General features: G+C 71.9%; 12 protein-coding genes. 6 read left to right on the forward strand and 6 right to left on the reverse strand.

What is annotated here, in order from left to right; translation table 11 throughout:
* The first annotated feature begins 218 nt into the window (after nucleotides 1-218).
* Nucleotides 219-1,007 carry a L,D-transpeptidase family protein gene (locus tag ABZ887_RS00215; RefSeq protein ID WP_361281144.1) on the forward strand — a complete coding sequence of 263 codons (789 nt, stop codon included), beginning with the start codon at nucleotides 219-221 and terminating at the stop codon, nucleotides 1,005-1,007.
* Between the two features lie 24 nt (nucleotides 1,008-1,031).
* On the opposite strand, the gene ABZ887_RS00220 is transcribed toward ABZ887_RS00215, so the two are convergent.
* Both ABZ887_RS00220 and ABZ887_RS00225 read right to left on the reverse strand, forming a co-directional pair.
* Entirely contained in the window at nucleotides 1,032-3,017 is a 1,986-nt protein-coding gene (locus ABZ887_RS00220; protein WP_361281146.1) for a peptidoglycan recognition family protein, read from the reverse strand.
* A gap of 238 nt (nucleotides 3,018-3,255) precedes the next feature.
* Nucleotides 3,256-4,773, reverse strand: coding sequence for a M1 family metallopeptidase (locus tag ABZ887_RS00225; RefSeq protein WP_361281148.1), 1,518 nt, complete (start codon nucleotides 4,771-4,773; stop codon nucleotides 3,256-3,258).
* A 141-nt stretch (nucleotides 4,774-4,914) separates the two neighbouring features.
* Here ABZ887_RS00225 and ABZ887_RS00230 point away from each other — a divergent pair, with 141 nt between their 5' ends.
* A complete protein-coding gene (locus tag ABZ887_RS00230) occupies nucleotides 4,915-6,525 on the forward strand; it encodes a peptide-N4-asparagine amidase (protein ID WP_361281150.1) in 1,611 nt (536 codons plus the stop codon).
* 169 nt (nucleotides 6,526-6,694) lie between these two features.
* Complete coding sequence (locus tag ABZ887_RS00235; protein ID WP_361281153.1) at nucleotides 6,695-8,068, forward strand: cation:dicarboxylase symporter family transporter; 1,374 nt, start codon at nucleotides 6,695-6,697, stop codon at nucleotides 8,066-8,068.
* A 60-nt stretch (nucleotides 8,069-8,128) separates the two neighbouring features.
* On the opposite strand, the gene ABZ887_RS00240 is transcribed toward ABZ887_RS00235, so the two are convergent.
* Complete coding sequence (locus ABZ887_RS00240) at nucleotides 8,129-8,581, reverse strand: MarR family transcriptional regulator (RefSeq protein WP_361281156.1); 453 nt, start codon at nucleotides 8,579-8,581, stop codon at nucleotides 8,129-8,131.
* A gap of 95 nt (nucleotides 8,582-8,676) precedes the next feature.
* Here ABZ887_RS00240 and ABZ887_RS00245 point away from each other — a divergent pair, with 95 nt between their 5' ends.
* A complete protein-coding gene (locus tag ABZ887_RS00245; RefSeq protein ID WP_361281158.1) occupies nucleotides 8,677-10,593 on the forward strand; it encodes an ABC transporter ATP-binding protein in 1,917 nt (638 codons plus the stop codon).
* Between the two features lie 274 nt (nucleotides 10,594-10,867).
* Nucleotides 10,868-11,662, forward strand: a complete 795-nt coding sequence (gene mltG / locus ABZ887_RS00250; RefSeq protein WP_361281160.1) for an endolytic transglycosylase MltG — start codon at nucleotides 10,868-10,870, stop codon at nucleotides 11,660-11,662.
* Between the two features lie 12 nt (nucleotides 11,663-11,674).
* Here mltG and ABZ887_RS00255 read toward each other — a convergent pair whose 3' ends face one another.
* The gene (locus tag ABZ887_RS00255) at nucleotides 11,675-12,751 is read right to left on the reverse strand and encodes an NAD(P)-binding domain-containing protein (protein ID WP_361281162.1); all 1,077 of its coding nucleotides are present in this window, start codon (nucleotides 12,749-12,751) and stop codon (nucleotides 11,675-11,677) included.
* 85 nt (nucleotides 12,752-12,836) lie between these two features.
* On the opposite strand from ABZ887_RS00255, the gene ABZ887_RS00260 reads away from it, so the two are divergent.
* Entirely contained in the window at nucleotides 12,837-13,265 is a 429-nt protein-coding gene (locus tag ABZ887_RS00260) for a secondary thiamine-phosphate synthase enzyme YjbQ (protein ID WP_361281164.1), read from the forward strand.
* A gap of 18 nt (nucleotides 13,266-13,283) precedes the next feature.
* Here the strand turns inward: ABZ887_RS00260 and ABZ887_RS00265 are convergent, their stop codons facing one another.
* Together ABZ887_RS00265 and ABZ887_RS00270 are read right to left on the reverse strand one after the other, a co-directional pair.
* Complete coding sequence (locus ABZ887_RS00265) at nucleotides 13,284-14,771, reverse strand: glycoside hydrolase family 76 protein (protein ID WP_361281166.1); 1,488 nt, start codon at nucleotides 14,769-14,771, stop codon at nucleotides 13,284-13,286.
* A gap of 132 nt (nucleotides 14,772-14,903) precedes the next feature.
* Entirely contained in the window at nucleotides 14,904-16,415 is a 1,512-nt protein-coding gene (locus ABZ887_RS00270) for a glycoside hydrolase family 3 protein (protein ID WP_361281168.1), read from the reverse strand.
* Nucleotides 16,416-16,429 lie beyond the last annotated feature (14 nt).

The following is a 16,429-nucleotide window of genomic DNA, read 5'->3' on the forward strand; positions in this document are numbered from 1 at the left end:
GGTGTCCCAGCGGCTCGGGTCGGGGGAGGGTGGCGACAAGCCGTGAAAGGTTCGCGTCGGAGCGTCGCCGAAATCAAACGGTTTTTCCTGCCGGCCGGCGAAATCCGCCCGCTTCCGGCCAGGCCCCGCCGCCCGACACGCGCCGCCCTGCCATCCAACACGCGCTGAATGTCGGAATATTTAGTTAATTGACCGGTATGTGATGTCAGGATGTGCGGGTGCAGATCAAGAGCATCCGGCGGGCGACCGTCACGGTGGCGGTCCTCGGAGCCGTCCTGGTGACGCTGAGCGCCTGCGAGGCGGCACCGGGCGGTGGCGCGAAGAACGGCCTGCCGGGGCCGCACACCAGGCCTCCGAGAGCCGCCGGAGCCCCCGGGGCGGGCCCGGCCCGGCAGTCGGGCCGGCCCGTGCCGGCCGGTGATCCGGGCCGGCTGCCCGGTGTCGGCGAGCAGTGGCAGGCGCTGATCCCCGACCAGTCGGGCCAGGTCGTCGCCGTGTACGGGGAGGACAAGGACTCGGCCGACTCGACGGTCGTGCTGTACACCCGGCAGGCCGGCGGCTGGCAGCCGGTGGCCAGTTGGCCCGCCCACAACGGGCGGGCCGGCTGGACCGCCGACCACTCCGCGGGCGACGGACGCACCCCGATCGGCGTGTTCACCGTCACCGACGCCGGCGGTGTGCTCCCCGATCCCGGCACCCGGCTCTCCTACGCCCAGGGCCGGGACCTGTACACGCCCCCGCACTTCTGGAGCCCGGCGTACCGGCACGACTTCGACTACGTCATCGCCATCGACTACAACCGTCTGCGGGGCACACCGCCGCACGACACCACCCACCCCTGGGGCGACGGCAGGGGCGGCGGCATCTGGTTGCACCTCGACCACGGCAGCGGCACCTCGGCGTGCATCGGCCTTCCCCGGGAGGGCATGGAGTACCTGCTCCGCACCCTCGACCCGGCCCGCGAGCCCGTCGTGGTGATGGGGGACAGGCCGAGCCTGCGGTCGTAGCGCCGCCCCGGGCCCGGGGCGGTGTCACTGCCCGCCCGGGGCCGCCTCCCCGCCGTCCCCGCCGTCCCCGCCGGACGGACCGGCCGTGGCGCCGCTCGCGTCCACCAGGTCCACGTCGTCCGCCCGGACGTAGGCGAGCCGGTGGCCGAACTGGATCTCGTAGTACCGCTGCCGGCCCAGCACCACGGGCTGGGGCGTGTCGGAGAAGGTGGACCGGTCGACGTAGGAGCCGCCGACACCCGACTGCGTCACGTACCGCTGACCGGCCCGCAGGCTGTACGGCAGCGGCGACTCCTCTTCCTCCTCCACTCCCTCCGGGTACGCCTCCTCCTCCGGGAGCGCCCGCCCGAACACCGGGATCTCGTCCAGGCCCTCCTTCGGCGTCACCATGCGGCCGTGCACGCCGACGGCCGTCGGGTGCAACACGGGGTTCTTGAACCAGGCCTTGTTGCCCTGGTACCAGATCGCCGTCCACTCGCCGCTGCGGTCGGCCACGGCGAAGGTCTGGCCGGTGGACACCCGCGACCCCAGGTCGCTGACGTCTTCCGTGGACTCGTCGCCGTCCGGCCGGCGGCCGGGGTCCTGGATCAGTGGAGCGCTCTCGTCCGGCCGGGTGTACAGCCGGACCGCGCTGGAGCCGTGCGGCCGGCACGGCACGCCGGGGCCGTCGCACCCCGTGTACCGAGGCTTGTGGGTGGCGTAGTCCGGCAGAATCATCACCACGGGGCTGTCCGCGCCGGCCGTGGCCTTCAGCGGTGCGCCGAGCAGGTCGAAGTAGTGCCGCCAGTCCCAGAACGGACCGGGGTCCTCGTGCATCTCGGGGATGCTGTCGCCGGTCGGGGACGGCACGTTGTCATGGCCGAAGATGTGCTGCCGGTCCATCGGGATGCCGTACTTCTTCGCCAGGTAGCGCACCAGCCGGGCCGAGGACCGGTACATCTGCTCCGTGTACCAGGTGCCCGGATGGGTGAGGAAGCCCTCGTGCTCGATGCCGATCGAGCGGGCGTTCACGAACTTGCTGCCGGAGTGCCAGGCCTCGTCCTTCGTCCGGACGTGCTGGGTGATGTGGCCGTCGCTGGAGCGGATCGAGTAGTGCCAGGACGCCTCGGTAGGGTCCTGCACGGTCTTGAACATGTTCGACAGGGTCGACTCGGTGTCGTGGATGACGATGTACTCGATCCGCTGGTCCCGGGGCCGGTCGGCGAGGTCGTGGTTGCCGTAGTCGCCGTCGTCGTCGATCTCCTCGTAGGGCGCGGCGAGCCAGTCGCAGGCCAGTTCGGGCGGGCACTCGACGTTCTTCGGCCGTCTGGGGGCCTGCGGGCCGGCGTGCGACCTGACACGGGGGCTGGCGGGGAGGGTGACCTCCTGCCCCTCCGCGGTGGTCCGGTGCGCGCCCCGGCGGATCAGGCCGAAGACGTCGTCGGCGTAGGTCGCCGCCGAGGTGACGTCACGGGTACCGGGGAAACGTTCCACCGCCTGCCACCAGGCCTCCGGGTCGGTGCTGAGCGGCTTGCCGAGATGCCGTTGGGTGGCGGCCAGCAGCGCCGCGCCACCGCGGACGTTGGCGACGGGGTCCGTGCGCAGCTGTCCGGCGGGGACCTGGATCAGCCGGGCGGCGCGTTCCAGGTCCGCCGGCTGCACGGCATGGCCGCCCGCCGTGAACGCCGTCCCCGTGAGCGGGTCGGCCTTGCTGCCGTCCGGCGCGGCCGGGCCCGCTGCGGGGGCCTGGTCGTGGGCGCCCCTGGTGTCCACCAGGTGCATCGGACCGTAGCCCCCCGCGACGCTCGGGGTGCCCGGGTGGGTGTCCCAGCGCGACTGCATGTAGGACACGCTCATGAGCACGCTGCGCGGCACGTGGAACTCGCGCGCGGCGTCCGTGAAGGCGTTCTGCAGGCGCTGGTCGTCGGCCTCGTCGGCGCCGGAGGCCGGGAGGATCAGCAGCGGTGGCAGCAGCGCGGCCGTCGCGATCAGGCAGGCCGTCAGACGGCACGTCCGGAGGGCACTGGGCACACGTGGAGCGACAGTTCTTCTCATACCAGAGGGTCTCCAACCGCTTGCTGAGGGTCTCCAAGCACGCTCGTCGCAACCAGGGCAAGGAGGTTGTCCTTCACGTCACCCCTCGTACGTTTCCGTGCCCGGCGCGGCACGGCGCGCCGAGCGTCGACCGGGTGGCCCAGCGCTCCGGCAGAGGCCACCCGGTCGGCGGGCACCGGCACCGTGTCCGGCGACGGCCGCACACCGCGCGGGCTCAGTCCTCGACGGGGTCCACGTGCCAGTCGGGGTGACCCGGCATCGGCGGCGTGTCGGGCCCGTACAGCCAAGGCGTCAGAAAGGGCGTCAGGTCCTCGCCCGCCACCTCGGAGGCGAGCGCGACGAAGTCCCGGGTACCGGCGGCGCGCCCCCGGTACCGGGTCACCCAGGTGCGCTCGATCCGGTCGAACGTGTCGTCACCGACCTTCTCCCGCAGGGCGTACAGCACCAGCGCCGAGCCGTCGTACCGCATCACCTTGAACAGGGTCGGCTCCGTGGGCTCGGCCGGGGCGCCGTCGTCGTGGCGCCACTGGTCGTGCTGCTCGTAGGCCGCCCGCATGGCGTCCGCCATGCTCACGCCGCCGTGCTCGGCGGAGTACAGCCGTTCGTAGAACCGGGCGTGACCTTCGCTCAGCCACAGGTCGGACCAGCGCCGGATGGCGACGCTGTCGCCCGTCCAGTGGTGGGTCAGCTCGTGCACGAGGTTGCGTTCGGCGTCGACCCGGTCGCCCAGCAGGTCGTCCTTCGGCACGACGGACAGCGACTGCGTCTCCAGCGCCACCGGCAGGTCGGTGTCGCCGACGAGCACGCCGTAGCGGCGGAACGGATACGGGCCGAGACGCTGTTCCAGCCAGGCCAGGTGCTGCGGGGTGAGCGAGCGGCCGGCCGCGGTGTCCGTGACCAGGTCGTCGGGGACCACGTCCCGCAGGGGCAGGCCGTGCGGCCCCTTGCCGTCGACGAAGGCGAACTTCCCGATCGCCATCTGGACCAGCTGTGCCGCGATGGGCTCCTCGGAGTCGTACGTCCAGCGGACCCGTCCGTCGGGCCGCCGGACGCGGTCGACGAGCCGGCCGTTGGCCACCGCGCCCAGCTCCGGCGGGGTGGTGATGCGGAAGGTGACGGGGGCCCGCAGGCTGGGGTGGTCGTCCACCGGGAAGACCATCTTGGCGCCGTCGGGCTGCGCGCAGATCAGCGTGCCGTCGGGGGTGGGCACCCAGCCGTACTCGCGGATCGCGTCGCTCCGCCGCCGTCGCTGGGTGGGGTCGGCGGTGTAGGCGACGTGGACGGTGAACGTGCCGCCGCGCGGGATCGGCCGGGCGGGCGTGACGACGAGTTCGTCGCCGTCGCGTACGGCGGCGGCCGGCGCGCCGTCGACGGTGACCCGGTGCAGCGTGTTGCCGGCGAAGTCCAGGTCGAAGCGGGACAGGGCCTGGGTGGCGGTGGCGCTGATGGTGGTGCCGGCCGGGAAGGGCGTCCCGGGGGCCCGCCAGTCGAGGTCGAGCGTGTAACGGCGGACCGTGTAGCCGCCGTTGCCGTCCAGGGGCATGAGCGGGTCGCCGAGGCCGGGGGTGCCGGGGGACGGGGCGGGGCCGGACGCGGCCGCCGAGGCGCCGGGGGCGGCGGAGCCGTGGCCCCGGTGGGGAAGACCGGCGGAGCAGCCGGTGCCGGTGAGCGCGACGGCGCCCGTGAGCGCGAGGGCGGCGCGCAGGGCGTGACGAGCGGTCATGATCTCCATGACTGCACTGTGACGGGTTGATCCGCTTATAGCATCATGTGTTCGTGTGGTGCGCGCCCGCTCGGTCGGGTGGCCGACCGGACGGCCGTCGGCCGGGCCTGCCATTGCGGTCGGTGGTCAACTCCCCGTAGAACACCGGCCATGAGAAAACGGATCGTCATGTCCATGCTCGCCGGAGCGACCCTCCTGGCGAGCGCGCTCCTCGGTACGGGGGCTCCCGCCGCCCGTGCCGCCGACGTCCCGGCCGAGTTCGGCACCGACTGGCACGACCCGGTGACCGCGGCCCCGCCGGTCTCCGTGCCCAAGGGCGCCAGGTCCTGCCAAGTCACCCTGGCCGAGGCCCAGTTCCGCGACTTCACCCCGTACCGGGGAACGTACACGCCTCCGCAGGATTGCGGCGACCGCTGGAGCAGGGTCGTCCTCAGGCTGGACGGCAAGGTGAAGGGCCGTCAGTACGACCGACTGGGCTACCTGCACGTCGGCGGCGTCGAGGTGCTGCGCACCTCCACCCCCGAGCCCTCGCCGGACGGCATCGAGTGGCACGTGGAGAAGGACGTCACCCGCTACAGCGACACCTTCCGCTCCACCCAGGACGTCGAGATGCTCATCGGCAACGTTGTCGACGACACCTACACCGGCGTCATCGACGTCAAGGCCACCCTCACCTTCTACGCGGGACGCCCCGAGGCCTCTGTTCCCGACAAGGTGCTCACCCTGACCGGCGACGGCACCACCCTCACCACCCCGACCAATAGCGAACGCATCGTCGCCGAGGTGTACGCCACCGGATCCGGCGGCGGCTGCGAGGAGTTCTGGTACCTGACCGTGGCCGACCCGGCGTCCTACTCCTGCAAGGCGGACAAGGGGCCCTACCGGGAGGTGCAGATCAAGGTCGACGGCCGACTGGCCGGAATCGCCGCGCCGTTCCCGAACGTGTGGACCGGCGGCTGGTCCAACCCGTTCCTCTGGTACGTCGTTCCGGCCCCACGCGCCTTCGACGTCAAGCCGATCGAATACGACCTCACGCCGTTCGCCGGACTCCTGAACGACGGCCGCCCGCACAGCGTCCAGGTCTCGGTCGCCGGCGTGCCCGAGGGGCAGTCCGGCTGGAGCGCCCCCGTGAACGTCCTGGTGTGGCAGGACGCCCACCGGGCCCACGTGACCGGGAAGGTCACCGAGGTCAAGGCCTCCGAACCGGCCAACTCCTCCGTCTACACGCCCGGTTCCGGCGAGTACCGGGTCGACACCGACGCCGGGCACCGGCTCACCGTCTCCGGATACGTCGACACCTCGCACGGCCGGGTGACCACCACGGTCGGCCGCACGCTGGCCAACACCTCCGTCCACCGCTGGAACGACGGCGAGACGACCGACGCGCTCGACGCCACCTGGACCGACGACCAGACCGTCACGGTGAAGGCGGGCGGAGCGCCCCGGACGACCCGCACCGACCGGACGTACACCATGGCCGGCGCCATCACCGTCGGCACGGACGACCGGCTGCGCACCGTCCTCACCCTCGGGGACCGGGCGGCGGTGACCGAGACACGCGGCGGCCGGCGCACCGGCTGGTCACGGCTCGACGACACCTACAGCGGCGACGCGACGTACACCCTGAACGTGCCGCGCGACCAGCGGCACGCGGTCGGCACGTCGAGCGAGCGCTACCGGCTGTACGGCCCGGACGGCTGCTACGACCGCTCGCTGGCCACCGAACAGGGGGTGCTGACGGTGGACCGCAGCGGCTGCTGAGCCGAGCTGTGTGCGATGCGTCACCCGGCCCGTGATTTACACGGCCGTGACACCGCGGTCTCGGACGGGATCAAGAAGACCTCCAGAGTGAACGACGCGGAAGCTGATTTCCGCATCGCAGAAGTCCCGCTCGGCTGCTGCGAGTCGGTTCCCCCCACTAGGAGTGCCCGTGCCGCCGTCCGTCCCGTCCCTGCCGCGACGCGTCGCACGCATACTGCGTACCTCTCTCTTCGCGCAGGTCGCCTGCGCGCTCGTGCTCGGAATCGTCGTCGGGCGGCTGTGGCCCGGTTTCGCCTCGGACCTCCAGCCGCTCGGCGACGGTTTCACCCGGCTCATCAAGACGATCATCTCCCCGCTCGTCTTCTGCGTGGTCGTCGTCGGCATCGCCAAGGCCGGTGACCTGAAGGCCTTCGGGCGGATCGGGCTCAAGGCGCTGATCTGGTTCGAGGTGGCGAGCACGCTCGCGCTGGTCATCGGACTCGTCGCCGCCAACGTGGTCCAGCCCGGTTCCGGGATGCACGTCGACCCGGCCACCCTGAGCGCCAAGGCGGTCGACGCGAAGACGGGCGGCGGCTCGCTGCCCTCGACGACCGAGTTCGTGCTCAACGCCCTGCCCACCAGCTTCATAGGCGCCTTCGCCGAGAACTCGCTGCTCCAGGTGCTCGTCCTGGCCTGCCTGGTGGGCGCGGCGCTGCTCCACCTCGGGAACACCAGGGTGCCGCAGGTGCTGCCGGCCATCGAGCAGGCCCAGGAGATCATCTTCGCGATCGTCGGCTTCGTGATGCGCCTCGCCCCGATCGCCGTCTTCGGCGCGATGGCCGTCCTGATCGGCCAGTACGGACTCGGGGTCATCGAGACCTACGCCAAGCTGATCGTCCTGTGCTACGCGGCCGCCGCGCTCTTCGTCGCCCTGCTGGCGGTCGCCCTGAAGGCGCTGACCGGGCTCAGTCTCTGGAAGTTCGTCCGCTACATCCGCGAGGAGCTGCTGCTCGCGCTGGGCACCGCGTCCACGGAGTCGGTACTGCCGCGCGTCATGCAGAAGCTGCGCAAGGCGGGTGCCCGGGACGATGCGGTCGGCCTGGTGCTGCCCACCGGCTACTCCTTCAACCTCGACGGTGCCTCGCTCTACCTCTCCATCGGCACCCTGTTCATCGCCCAGGCCGTCGGCGTCGACCTGAGCCTCGGTCAGCAGATCACCGTCGTCCTGGTGCTGATGCTCACCAGCAAGGGCATGGCCGGCATCCCCGGTTCGGCCTTCCTCGCGCTGTCCGCGACCGCATCCTCGCTCGGGGCCATCCCCGCCGGTGCCGTCGCCCTGCTGCTCGGCGTCGACCGCATCATGGACTCGATGCGCGTCGTCACCAACCTGCTCGGCAACTGCGTCGCCGTCTTCGCGGTCTCCCGCTGGGAGGGCGCACTGGACGTGGAGCGGGCCAAGCAGGTGCTGGGCGATACGACAGAGGTGGTGCGGGAGGAAGCCGTCGAGGCGGTGCAGGACGGTGCCGCCGAGACGTCGGCCAAGGAGCCGGTGCCCGAGAGCTGAAGCCGGCCGTGAGGCGGGAAGCGGCTCCCTCCGCAGCGGAGGGAGCCGCTTCGGCATGTCTCAGCAGTGCTTCGCCGGCACCGGCCCGTCGATGAGGGTGTCCAGCAGGCCGCCCAGCACCTCCCGCTGCTCCTCCGAGAGCGGGGCCAGGATCTCCTCGGCCGCCGACCTCCGCGCCGCCCGCAGCTCGCGCAGGGTCTCGCGCCCCTCGTCCGTGATCTCGATCCGGGTGACCCTGCGGTTCGTCGGATCCGGCACCCGGCACACCTTGCCGCTCGCCTCCAGGCCGTCGACGAGCGTCGTCACCGCGCGCGGCACCACCTCCAGGCGTGCGGCGAGGTCGGCCATGCGCGGGGGAGCGTCGTAGTGCGCGAGGGTGCGCAGCAGCCGAGACTGGGCCGGGGTGACACCCAGATCGTGTGCTTCCAGATGGCGCTTCTGGATGCGCCAGACCCGGCGCGTGAGGCGTAGCAACTGCTCGGCGAGCGGGCCGTCGGAGTCGGGGGTGCTCATACGGGAACAATATCAGGACCATGTTCATTGTGAGTATAGGTAACAGTGAGCTAGGCTCCGTGAGTCCGTACACACCACACCCATCCGTAGGAGCCATGCCCCGAGACGAGATCAACTGGACCCCCGACGGCGCCTCGGCAGACCAGCCCCGCCAGGTACGCCGCATCCTCAAGCTCTTCCGTCCCTACCGCGGCCGGCTCGCGATCGTCGGCCTGCTGGTCGGCGCCGCCTCGCTGGTCTCGGTCGCCACCCCGTTCCTCCTCAAGGCGACCCTCGACACCGCGATCCCGCAGGGCCGCACCGGACTGCTCAGCCTGCTCGCGCTGGGCATGATCCTCAGTGCCGTCCTGACCAGCGTCTTCGGTGTCCTGCAGACGCTGATCTCCACCACCGTCGGCCAGCGCGTCATGCACGACCTGCGCACCGCCGTCTACGGCCGCCTGCAACGTATGTCGCTCGCCTTCTTCACCCGCACCCGCACCGGCGAGGTGCAGTCCCGCATCGCCAACGACATCGGCGGCATGCAGGCCACCGTCACCTCGACGGCCACCTCCCTGGTCTCCAACCTGACCGGCGTCGTCGCCACCATCGTCGCGATGATCGCCCTCGACTGGCGGCTCACCATCGTCTCGATGGTCCTGCTCCCGCTCTTCGTGTGGATCAGCCGCCGGGTCGGCAACGAGCGCAAGAAGATCACCACCCAGCGCCAGAAGCAGATGGCCGCGATGGCCGCCACGGTCACCGAGTCGCTCTCGGTCAGCGGCATCCTGCTCGGCCGCACCATGGGCCGCGCCGACTCGCTCACCGCCTCCTTCGCCGACGAGTCCGAGCAACTGGTCGACCTGGAAGTGCGCTCCAACATGGCCGGCCGCTGGCGGATGGCCGTGATCACGATCGTGATGGCCGCGATGCCCGCCGTCATCTACTGGACCGCCGGCATGGCCCTCCAGACGGGCGGCCCGCAGATCTCGCTCGGCACCATCGTCGCCTTCGTCTCCCTCCAGCAGGGCCTGTTCCGCCCGGCCGTGAGCCTGCTGGCGACCGGCGTCCAGATCCAGACCTCCCTCGCGCTCTTCCAGCGCATCTTCGAGTACCTCGACCTGCCCATCGACATCACCGAACGGGACGAGCCGGTCCACCTCGACCGGGTGAAGGGCGAGGTCCGCTTCGAGGGCGTCGAGTTCCGTTACGACGACAAGGGCGGGCCCGTCCTCGACGGCATCGACATCACGGTCCCGGCCGGCACCGGCCTGGCCGTCGTCGGCCCGACCGGCGCCGGCAAGTCCACGCTCGGCTACCTGGTGCCGCGGCTCTACGACGTCACCGGCGGCCGGGTCACCCTGGACGGCGTCGACGTCCGTGACCTCGCCTTCGACACCCTCGCCCGCGCGGTCGGCGTCGTCTCCCAGGAGACGTACCTCTTCCACGCCTCGGTCGCCGACAACCTGCGCTTCGCCAAGCCGGACGCCACCGACGAGGAACTGCACGCGGCCGCCCGCGCGGCCCAGATCCACGACCACATCGACTCGCTGCCCGACGGCTACGACACCGTCGTCGGCGAACGCGGACACCGCTTCTCGGGCGGCGAGAAGCAGCGGCTGGCCATCGCGCGCACCATCCTGCGCGACCCGCCGGTCCTCATCCTCGACGAGGCGACCAGTGCCCTGGACACCCGCACCGAACACGCGGTCCAGGACGCCATCGACGCGCTGTCGGCCAACCGGACGACCATCACCATCGCCCACCGGCTGTCCACGATCCAGGGCGCCGACCAGATCGTCGTCCTCGACTCCGGGCATGTCGCCGAGCGGGGCACGCACGAGGAACTGCTGGAACTCGACGGCCGGTACGCGGCACTGGTACGCCGGGACGCCAGGCTGGAGACGGCGGCGGAGCCGGCGGTCGAGCCGGTCGCGACCGACGGCGAGGCGACCCGGTGGGAGACGGCCCCGCGACCCGTGCGCAGGCGGGGCGACCGAGGGCGCAGGCACGCGACACCACCGACGAACTGAGGCCGACGACCGAAGCCGACCGGGGCCGGCCCGACCCGCCGATGGACGCTGCTCCACCCCGGTTGATCCATCAAAACTGGCAAATCGAGGTCGACAAGCAGAAGATATGCCGGGTTTATGGCGTTGTACGGGCTAACGTGCCCGCATGCAGATGAACACTCCGCCACGGGACCCCGGCCGACGGACGGCCGCAGGCCGAGGCGTCTCGAGCCGCGGAACGACGAGGCGAGGGAAGGCGATCCGGCTGACCCGCCGCGGCAGGATCGTCCTCGGCGTGACCGGCGCCGTCGTCGCCGGCGCCGCGGTGGCGGTGCCCCTGCTGTCCCTGGCCGGCCGCTCGGCAGCGTCCACCGCCCTGGTCGTCCCGGAGGGCTGGCGCGCGTCGCAGATCTACGACGCGGTCGACAAGGCCCTCGCCCTCCCGGCCGGCAGTACCAAGAACTCCGTCGGCACCGCGGGCCTGAAACTCCCCGGTGACGCCGGGGGCAACCCGGAGGGCTACCTCTTCCCGGCCACCTATCCCCTGGAGAAGGACGCGACCCCGCAGTCGGTGCTGCGGTTCATGGTCGACACCGCCAACCGGCGGTTCGGCGGGGCGCCCGTCGCGGCCGGCGCGCAGCGCGACGCGATGAACGGCTACCAGGCGGTGACCATCGCGAGCATCGTCCAGGCCGAGGCCGTCGGCAAGACCGACATGGCGAAGGTGGCGCGGGTCGTCCTCAACCGGCTGCAGCGCGGCATGCCGCTCCAGATGGACTCCACCCTCAACTACGCCCTCAACCGCAGCACCCTCAACACCACGGTGAGCGACACCCGCATCGAGAACCCGTACAACTCCTACCAGCGCATGGGACTGCCGCCCACACCGATCGACAACCCGGGCGTGGACGCGATGCATGCGGCGCTCAACCCGGCGCCGGGCAACTGGCTGTACTTCGTCACGGTCAAGCCCGGGGACACGCGGTTCACCGCCGACTACGCCGAGCACCAGCGCAATGTCGCCGACTTCAACGCCGTACAGAACAGCAGGACCCGGCGGTCGCCGCAGGCCTCGCAGCCGCCGCGCTGAGCCGCCGGTACGTCATGCGGCGGCCGGTTCCCCGGCCAGCAGCCGCCTGATGTCCCGTACGGCCTCGCGCCCCGCGCGGTTGGCGCCGACGGTGCTGGCCGACGGGCCGTAGCCGACGAGGTGGACGCGTGGGTCGGCGACCGCGCGGGTCCCGTCGATCCTGATCCCGCCGCCCGGCTCGCGCAGCCGCAGCGGTGCCAGATGGTCGAGGGCCGCCCGGAAGCCGGTGGCCCAGAGGATGACGTCCGCGTCGACGTGCCGCCCGTCGTTCCATGCCACACCGTCGGGCGTCACGCGGTCGAACATCGGCTGCCGGTCCAGGACCCCGTCCTTCAGGCCCTGCCGGATCGCGTCGTTGAGCGGGAGCCCGGTGACGGAGACCACACTCCGCGGTGGCAGCCCCTGCCGTACCCGCTCCTCCACCAGGGCCACCGCGGCCCGGCCCACGCTCTCGTCGAAGGGCCCCTCGCGGAAGACCGGCGGCCGCCGGGTGACCCAGGTGGTGGCGGCCGCGTACGGGGCGAGCTCCAGCAGGTGCTGGGTGCCGGAGGCCCCGCCGCCGACGACCACGACCCGCTTGCCGGCGAACTCCTCGGGCCCGGCGTACTGTGCGGTGTGCAACTGCCGCCCGCGGAAGGTCTCCTGGCCCTGGTAGCGCGGCCAGAACGGCCGGTCCCAGGTGCCGGTGGCGTTGATCAGCGCCCGCGTGGACCAGTCGCCCCGGTCGGTCTCCACGAGCAGCCGCCCGCCCTCGCCCTCGCGCACCGCGCGGACGTCGACGGGCCGGTGCACTCGCAGGTCGAAGGTGCGCTCGTAGTCCGCGAAGTACTCGCCGATGACCTCGGCGGACGGCCGCGCCGGGTCGGCCCCGCTCAGCTCCATGCCCGGGAGCGCGTGCATCCCGTGCACCTTGCCGTACGTCAGCGACGGCCACCGGAACTGCCAGGCGCCGCCCGGCGCGGGGGAGTGGTCGAGCACCACGAAGTCACGGTCCGGCTCGAAGCCGGTGCGCCGCAGATGATAGGCGCTGGACAGACCGGCCTGACCAGCGCCGATGACGACCACCTCGACCTCACGCACATTGTTCACGCTTCCACCAACAGCGGGGAGGGCCGTGGATCTTCCCGCCCCGGCCGCTGACATGCCTGCCCGGCGCATGGGCCACGATGGGGGCATGTCGGATGCCTTCACCACACGAGAACTCGATGTCGCCACCGGTGGCCGGGAGCGGGTCGTCGACCTGACCGGCGACTGCGAGGCCTTCCTCCGCGAGGCCGCGGCCGGCCGCGACGGCCTGCTGAACATCTTCACCCCGCACGCGACGGCCGGCATCGCGGTCATCGAGACCGGTGCGGGCAGCGACGACGACCTGCTGGCCGCCCTGCACACCCTGCTCCCCGCCGACGACCGCTGGCAGCACCGGCACGGCAGCCCCGGCCACGGCCGCGACCACGTCCTCCCGGCGATCGTCCCGCCGCACGCCACCCTCCCGGTGATCGACGGCCGCCTGGCACTGGGCACCTGGCAGTCGGTGTGCCTGGTCGACACGAACAGGGACAATCCGCGGCGAAAGGTGCGGATCACGTTCCTCGGGGGCTCCTGACCTGCCCGCCTCACCGGGTCAGGGCGCGGCGTCCAGCAGGTCGAGGGCGCTCTGCTGGCGGGCGGCGTCCACCTGGTCGAGCGGCCCGTACCAGCGCAGCCCGTACTGGTCGAGGGCGTTGCGGTCGCTTGCGTGGGCGCGGTCCGCCTGGCGCTTCAGGTAGGCGGTGTAGGGGTGGTCGGGCAGCACCGAGTCGAGCTTGCCGAGGCCGCGTACGTCGGCGCCCTTGAAGGACGGCCCGTCGGCTCCGCAGTCGCCGCTCTCGCACGGATCGCGCAGGATGCCGTCGGAGGTGTGGAGCAGGGAGGTCGTGGTGGCGGCGTCGGCGATCTGCCGTGCGGTGGTGAGCAGCCCGCCGTCGCCCGTGGCCCGGTACAGCTCGGCGAGCGCGCCGAGGAGGACACCCTGGTTGTACGACCAGACGGCCTGCCCGTTGTTGCCGCAGGTGGACAGGTCGATGCCGTCGTTGACCAGGTGCGAGCCGTTGACCATGCCGGTGCCCTGGAACCAGGACCAGCCGGCCCGGGCGTGGTCGAGGTATGTCGTGTCGCCGGGCACGCGGTTGTGGAGAGCCGCGTTGAGCTGGATGTAGAGGGAGTTGGCGATCGCGTTCTTGTACGTCCTCGCCGTGCTCCACCAGATCCCGCCGCCGCAGGTGGAGTCCCAGTAGGCGGCCATGTGGTCGGCGTCCGCGCGGGCCGTGGTCAGGTAGCGGCTGTCGCCGGTCAGGTCGTAGGCGGCGACCCAGGCGAGGCCCCACCAGCCGGTGTCGTCGAGGTAGTCGTTGCGGAACTGCCCGCCCTGGGCGTTGATGTTCAGGTCGTAGGTGCGGGCGACCGCGTACCGGTAACTGCCCATGCCCGTCACGCGGATGTTGTCGATGACGGAGGTCAGGGCGTTCGCGGAGTTCCACCAGCCGGTGGTGTCGAACAGGCCGGTGCCGTAGTCGTAGAAGGTCATCAGGCCGGTGGCGGCGGCCGTGCGCGGCTCGCCCGCGTTCCAGGTGGTGCGGGCCCAGGGGGTGCATGCGATCTCGGCGCGGTCGCCGGCCTTTCCGCAGGCGCGCAGGGCGCCGACGCCGAGGTTGTTCCAGTCGTCCACGTTGTACATGAGCGTGCGCCAGCCGCGTTGACCGGTGGGCACGCTGGTGTCGCCGAGCTTGCTGCCCGAGCTCCAGGTGCGGCCGCCGTCGAAGGAGCGGTCGAGCCACACCTCGTCGCCCGGGCTGCCGTTGTCGATGGAGGCCCAGCCCATGGCGTCGGCGTCGTCGAAGTGCAGGACGATCGACCGGGAGTAGATGCCCGCCGTGACCGGAGTGCGGTCACCCGGGGAGAGTGCGGGGTCCTGGGTGTCGCAGTACGTGTTGCAGATGACGGCCGCCGCGCCGGTGTCGGCGGCGGCCGCCGGGGGTGTGAGGGGGGCGAGGACGGTGAACAGTGCCGGAGCGAGTGCCGCCGCCGTTCGGCGAAGAAAGGGGCGGCTGCTCGGTCTGCGCACGGAGGGCATGGGGCCTCCCTGCTTCGAGGGGCGGATGTGAGAGCGCTCTCGGAACGTAGGGAAGGGGCAGGGAGGCGTCAACGTCGCGCACGGGTACGAACGTTGCACTCAGGTCCGTACCAATGTGCACTCAGGTCTGCACTAAAGGGCACCCGCCAGCACCTCGGCGGCGGCCACCCCGGAGGCGGCCGTGGCGCCGTGCGTGAAGATCTGGGCGGCCGAGGGGACGACGGTGCCCGGCAGGCCCATCTCCACGACGATCGCGTCGGGACGGGCGGCGACCAGTGCCGCGAGGGCCTGGGCCATCCACGCGTGCCGGGCGGCGTCGCGCACCACCACGACCAGGGGCCGTCCCGAGGCGGGTGCGAGCGCCCGAGCCTCCAGCGTGCCGGCGCTCGACAGCAGTTCCTCGCGGCCCACCCGGACGGAGGTCGTCCCGGGCAGCCGCTCGCCCAGCGGGGCGGCCACACCCCACGGGGTCTCCTTGCCGATGGCCAGGTTGGTGGTGGGCACCAGTTCGACCACGTGCGGTGCGTTGACCAGGGGCAGGGCGTGCCGGACCGCTCCGGTCAGCCGGATGGCGCGGCGGGCCGCCGCGAAGCCGATGCCGTCGGCGTCCCAGGCGGCGGTGCGGGCCGGGGTGAGACCCGCCGACCAGGCCGCGAACTCCCGGACGCGAAGGCTCGCTTCGGCGAGCCGCTCCTCCGGCAGGCCGCCCGCCAGGACGGCCTCCGCGAGGGCGTTCACGAGCAGGCCGGCGGTGGCCTCGTCGGCGTTCTCGCCGCCGACACAGACGGCGTCGGCACCGGCGGCGACGGCCCGGACCGTGGCCCCGCCGATCCCGTAACGGCTGGTCACGGCGCCCATCTCGATGGCGTCGGTGACGATGATGCCGTCGAACCCGAGCTCCTGACGCAGCAGTTCGTCCAGGATGCGCCGGCTCAGCGTCGCGGGCAGGTCGGGGTCGTAGGCGGGGACCAGCAGGTGGCCGCTCATCACCGCACGGACGCCCGCGTCGAGGGCGGCCCGGAACGGCGGCAGGGCCTGCTCGGCGATCCGGTCGCGGTCGGCGTCGTAGACGGGCAGCCCGTGGTGGGAGTCGACGGCCACGTCGCCGTGGCCGGGGAAGTGCTTGGCGCAGGCGGCGACGCCGGCCGACTGGAGTCCTTGGATCCAGGCCCCGGTGTGCCGCGCCACCACCTTGGCGTCGACGCCGAAGGACCTGACCCCGATGATCGGGTTGTCGGGGTTGGAGTTCACGTCCGCGCTGGGTGCGTAGTCGAGGCTCACACCGGCCGCGCGCAGCTGGCGGCCCAGGTCGGCGGCGACGGCCTCGGTGAGTTCGGTGTCGTCGACGGTTCCGAGTGCGAAGTTGCCCGGTCGGGTGGAGCCGGTCGCCGACTCGATCCGGGTGACGTCACCCGCCTCCTCGTCGATCGCGATGATCAACTCGGGGTTCTCCGCGCGTAGTTGCCCGGTCAGACGGGCGACCTGTTCGGGCGTGACGATGTTGCGGGAGAAGAGCACGACCGAGGTCAGCCCGTCCCCGATCTCGCGCAGCACCCACTCGGGGGCCTCGGTACCCACGAACCCCGGCTGCAGGACGGAGCGCGCCAGTCGTCGCAACCCCTCGCTGTGCTTGCTGGAGACCATAGCGTGCACCCTCC

It is taken from the genome of Streptomyces sp. NPDC047061 (genome assembly GCF_040643955.1).
Classification (GTDB): domain Bacteria; phylum Actinomycetota; class Actinomycetes; order Streptomycetales; family Streptomycetaceae; genus Streptomyces.

What these genes read in the sequence shown, in the direction of transcription:
- ABZ887_RS00225 (WP_361281148.1), bottom strand. Translation starts at nt 4,773, where the DNA reads ATGGAGATCATGACCGCTCGTCACGCCCTGCGCGCCGCCCTCGCGCTC.
- ABZ887_RS00230 (WP_361281150.1), top strand. Translation starts at nt 4,915, where the DNA reads ATGAGAAAACGGATCGTCATGTCCATGCTCGCCGGAGCGACCCTCCTG.
- ABZ887_RS00240 (WP_361281156.1), bottom strand. Translation starts at nt 8,581, where the DNA reads ATGAGCACCCCCGACTCCGACGGCCCGCTCGCCGAGCAGTTGCTACGC.
- ABZ887_RS00245 (WP_361281158.1), top strand. Translation starts at nt 8,677, where the DNA reads ATGCCCCGAGACGAGATCAACTGGACCCCCGACGGCGCCTCGGCAGAC.
- ABZ887_RS00260 (WP_361281164.1), top strand. Translation starts at nt 12,837, where the DNA reads ATGTCGGATGCCTTCACCACACGAGAACTCGATGTCGCCACCGGTGGC.
- ABZ887_RS00265 (WP_361281166.1), bottom strand. Translation starts at nt 14,771, where the DNA reads ATGCCCTCCGTGCGCAGACCGAGCAGCCGCCCCTTTCTTCGCCGAACG.
- ABZ887_RS00270 (WP_361281168.1), bottom strand. Translation starts at nt 16,415, where the DNA reads ATGGTCTCCAGCAAGCACAGCGAGGGGTTGCGACGACTGGCGCGCTCC.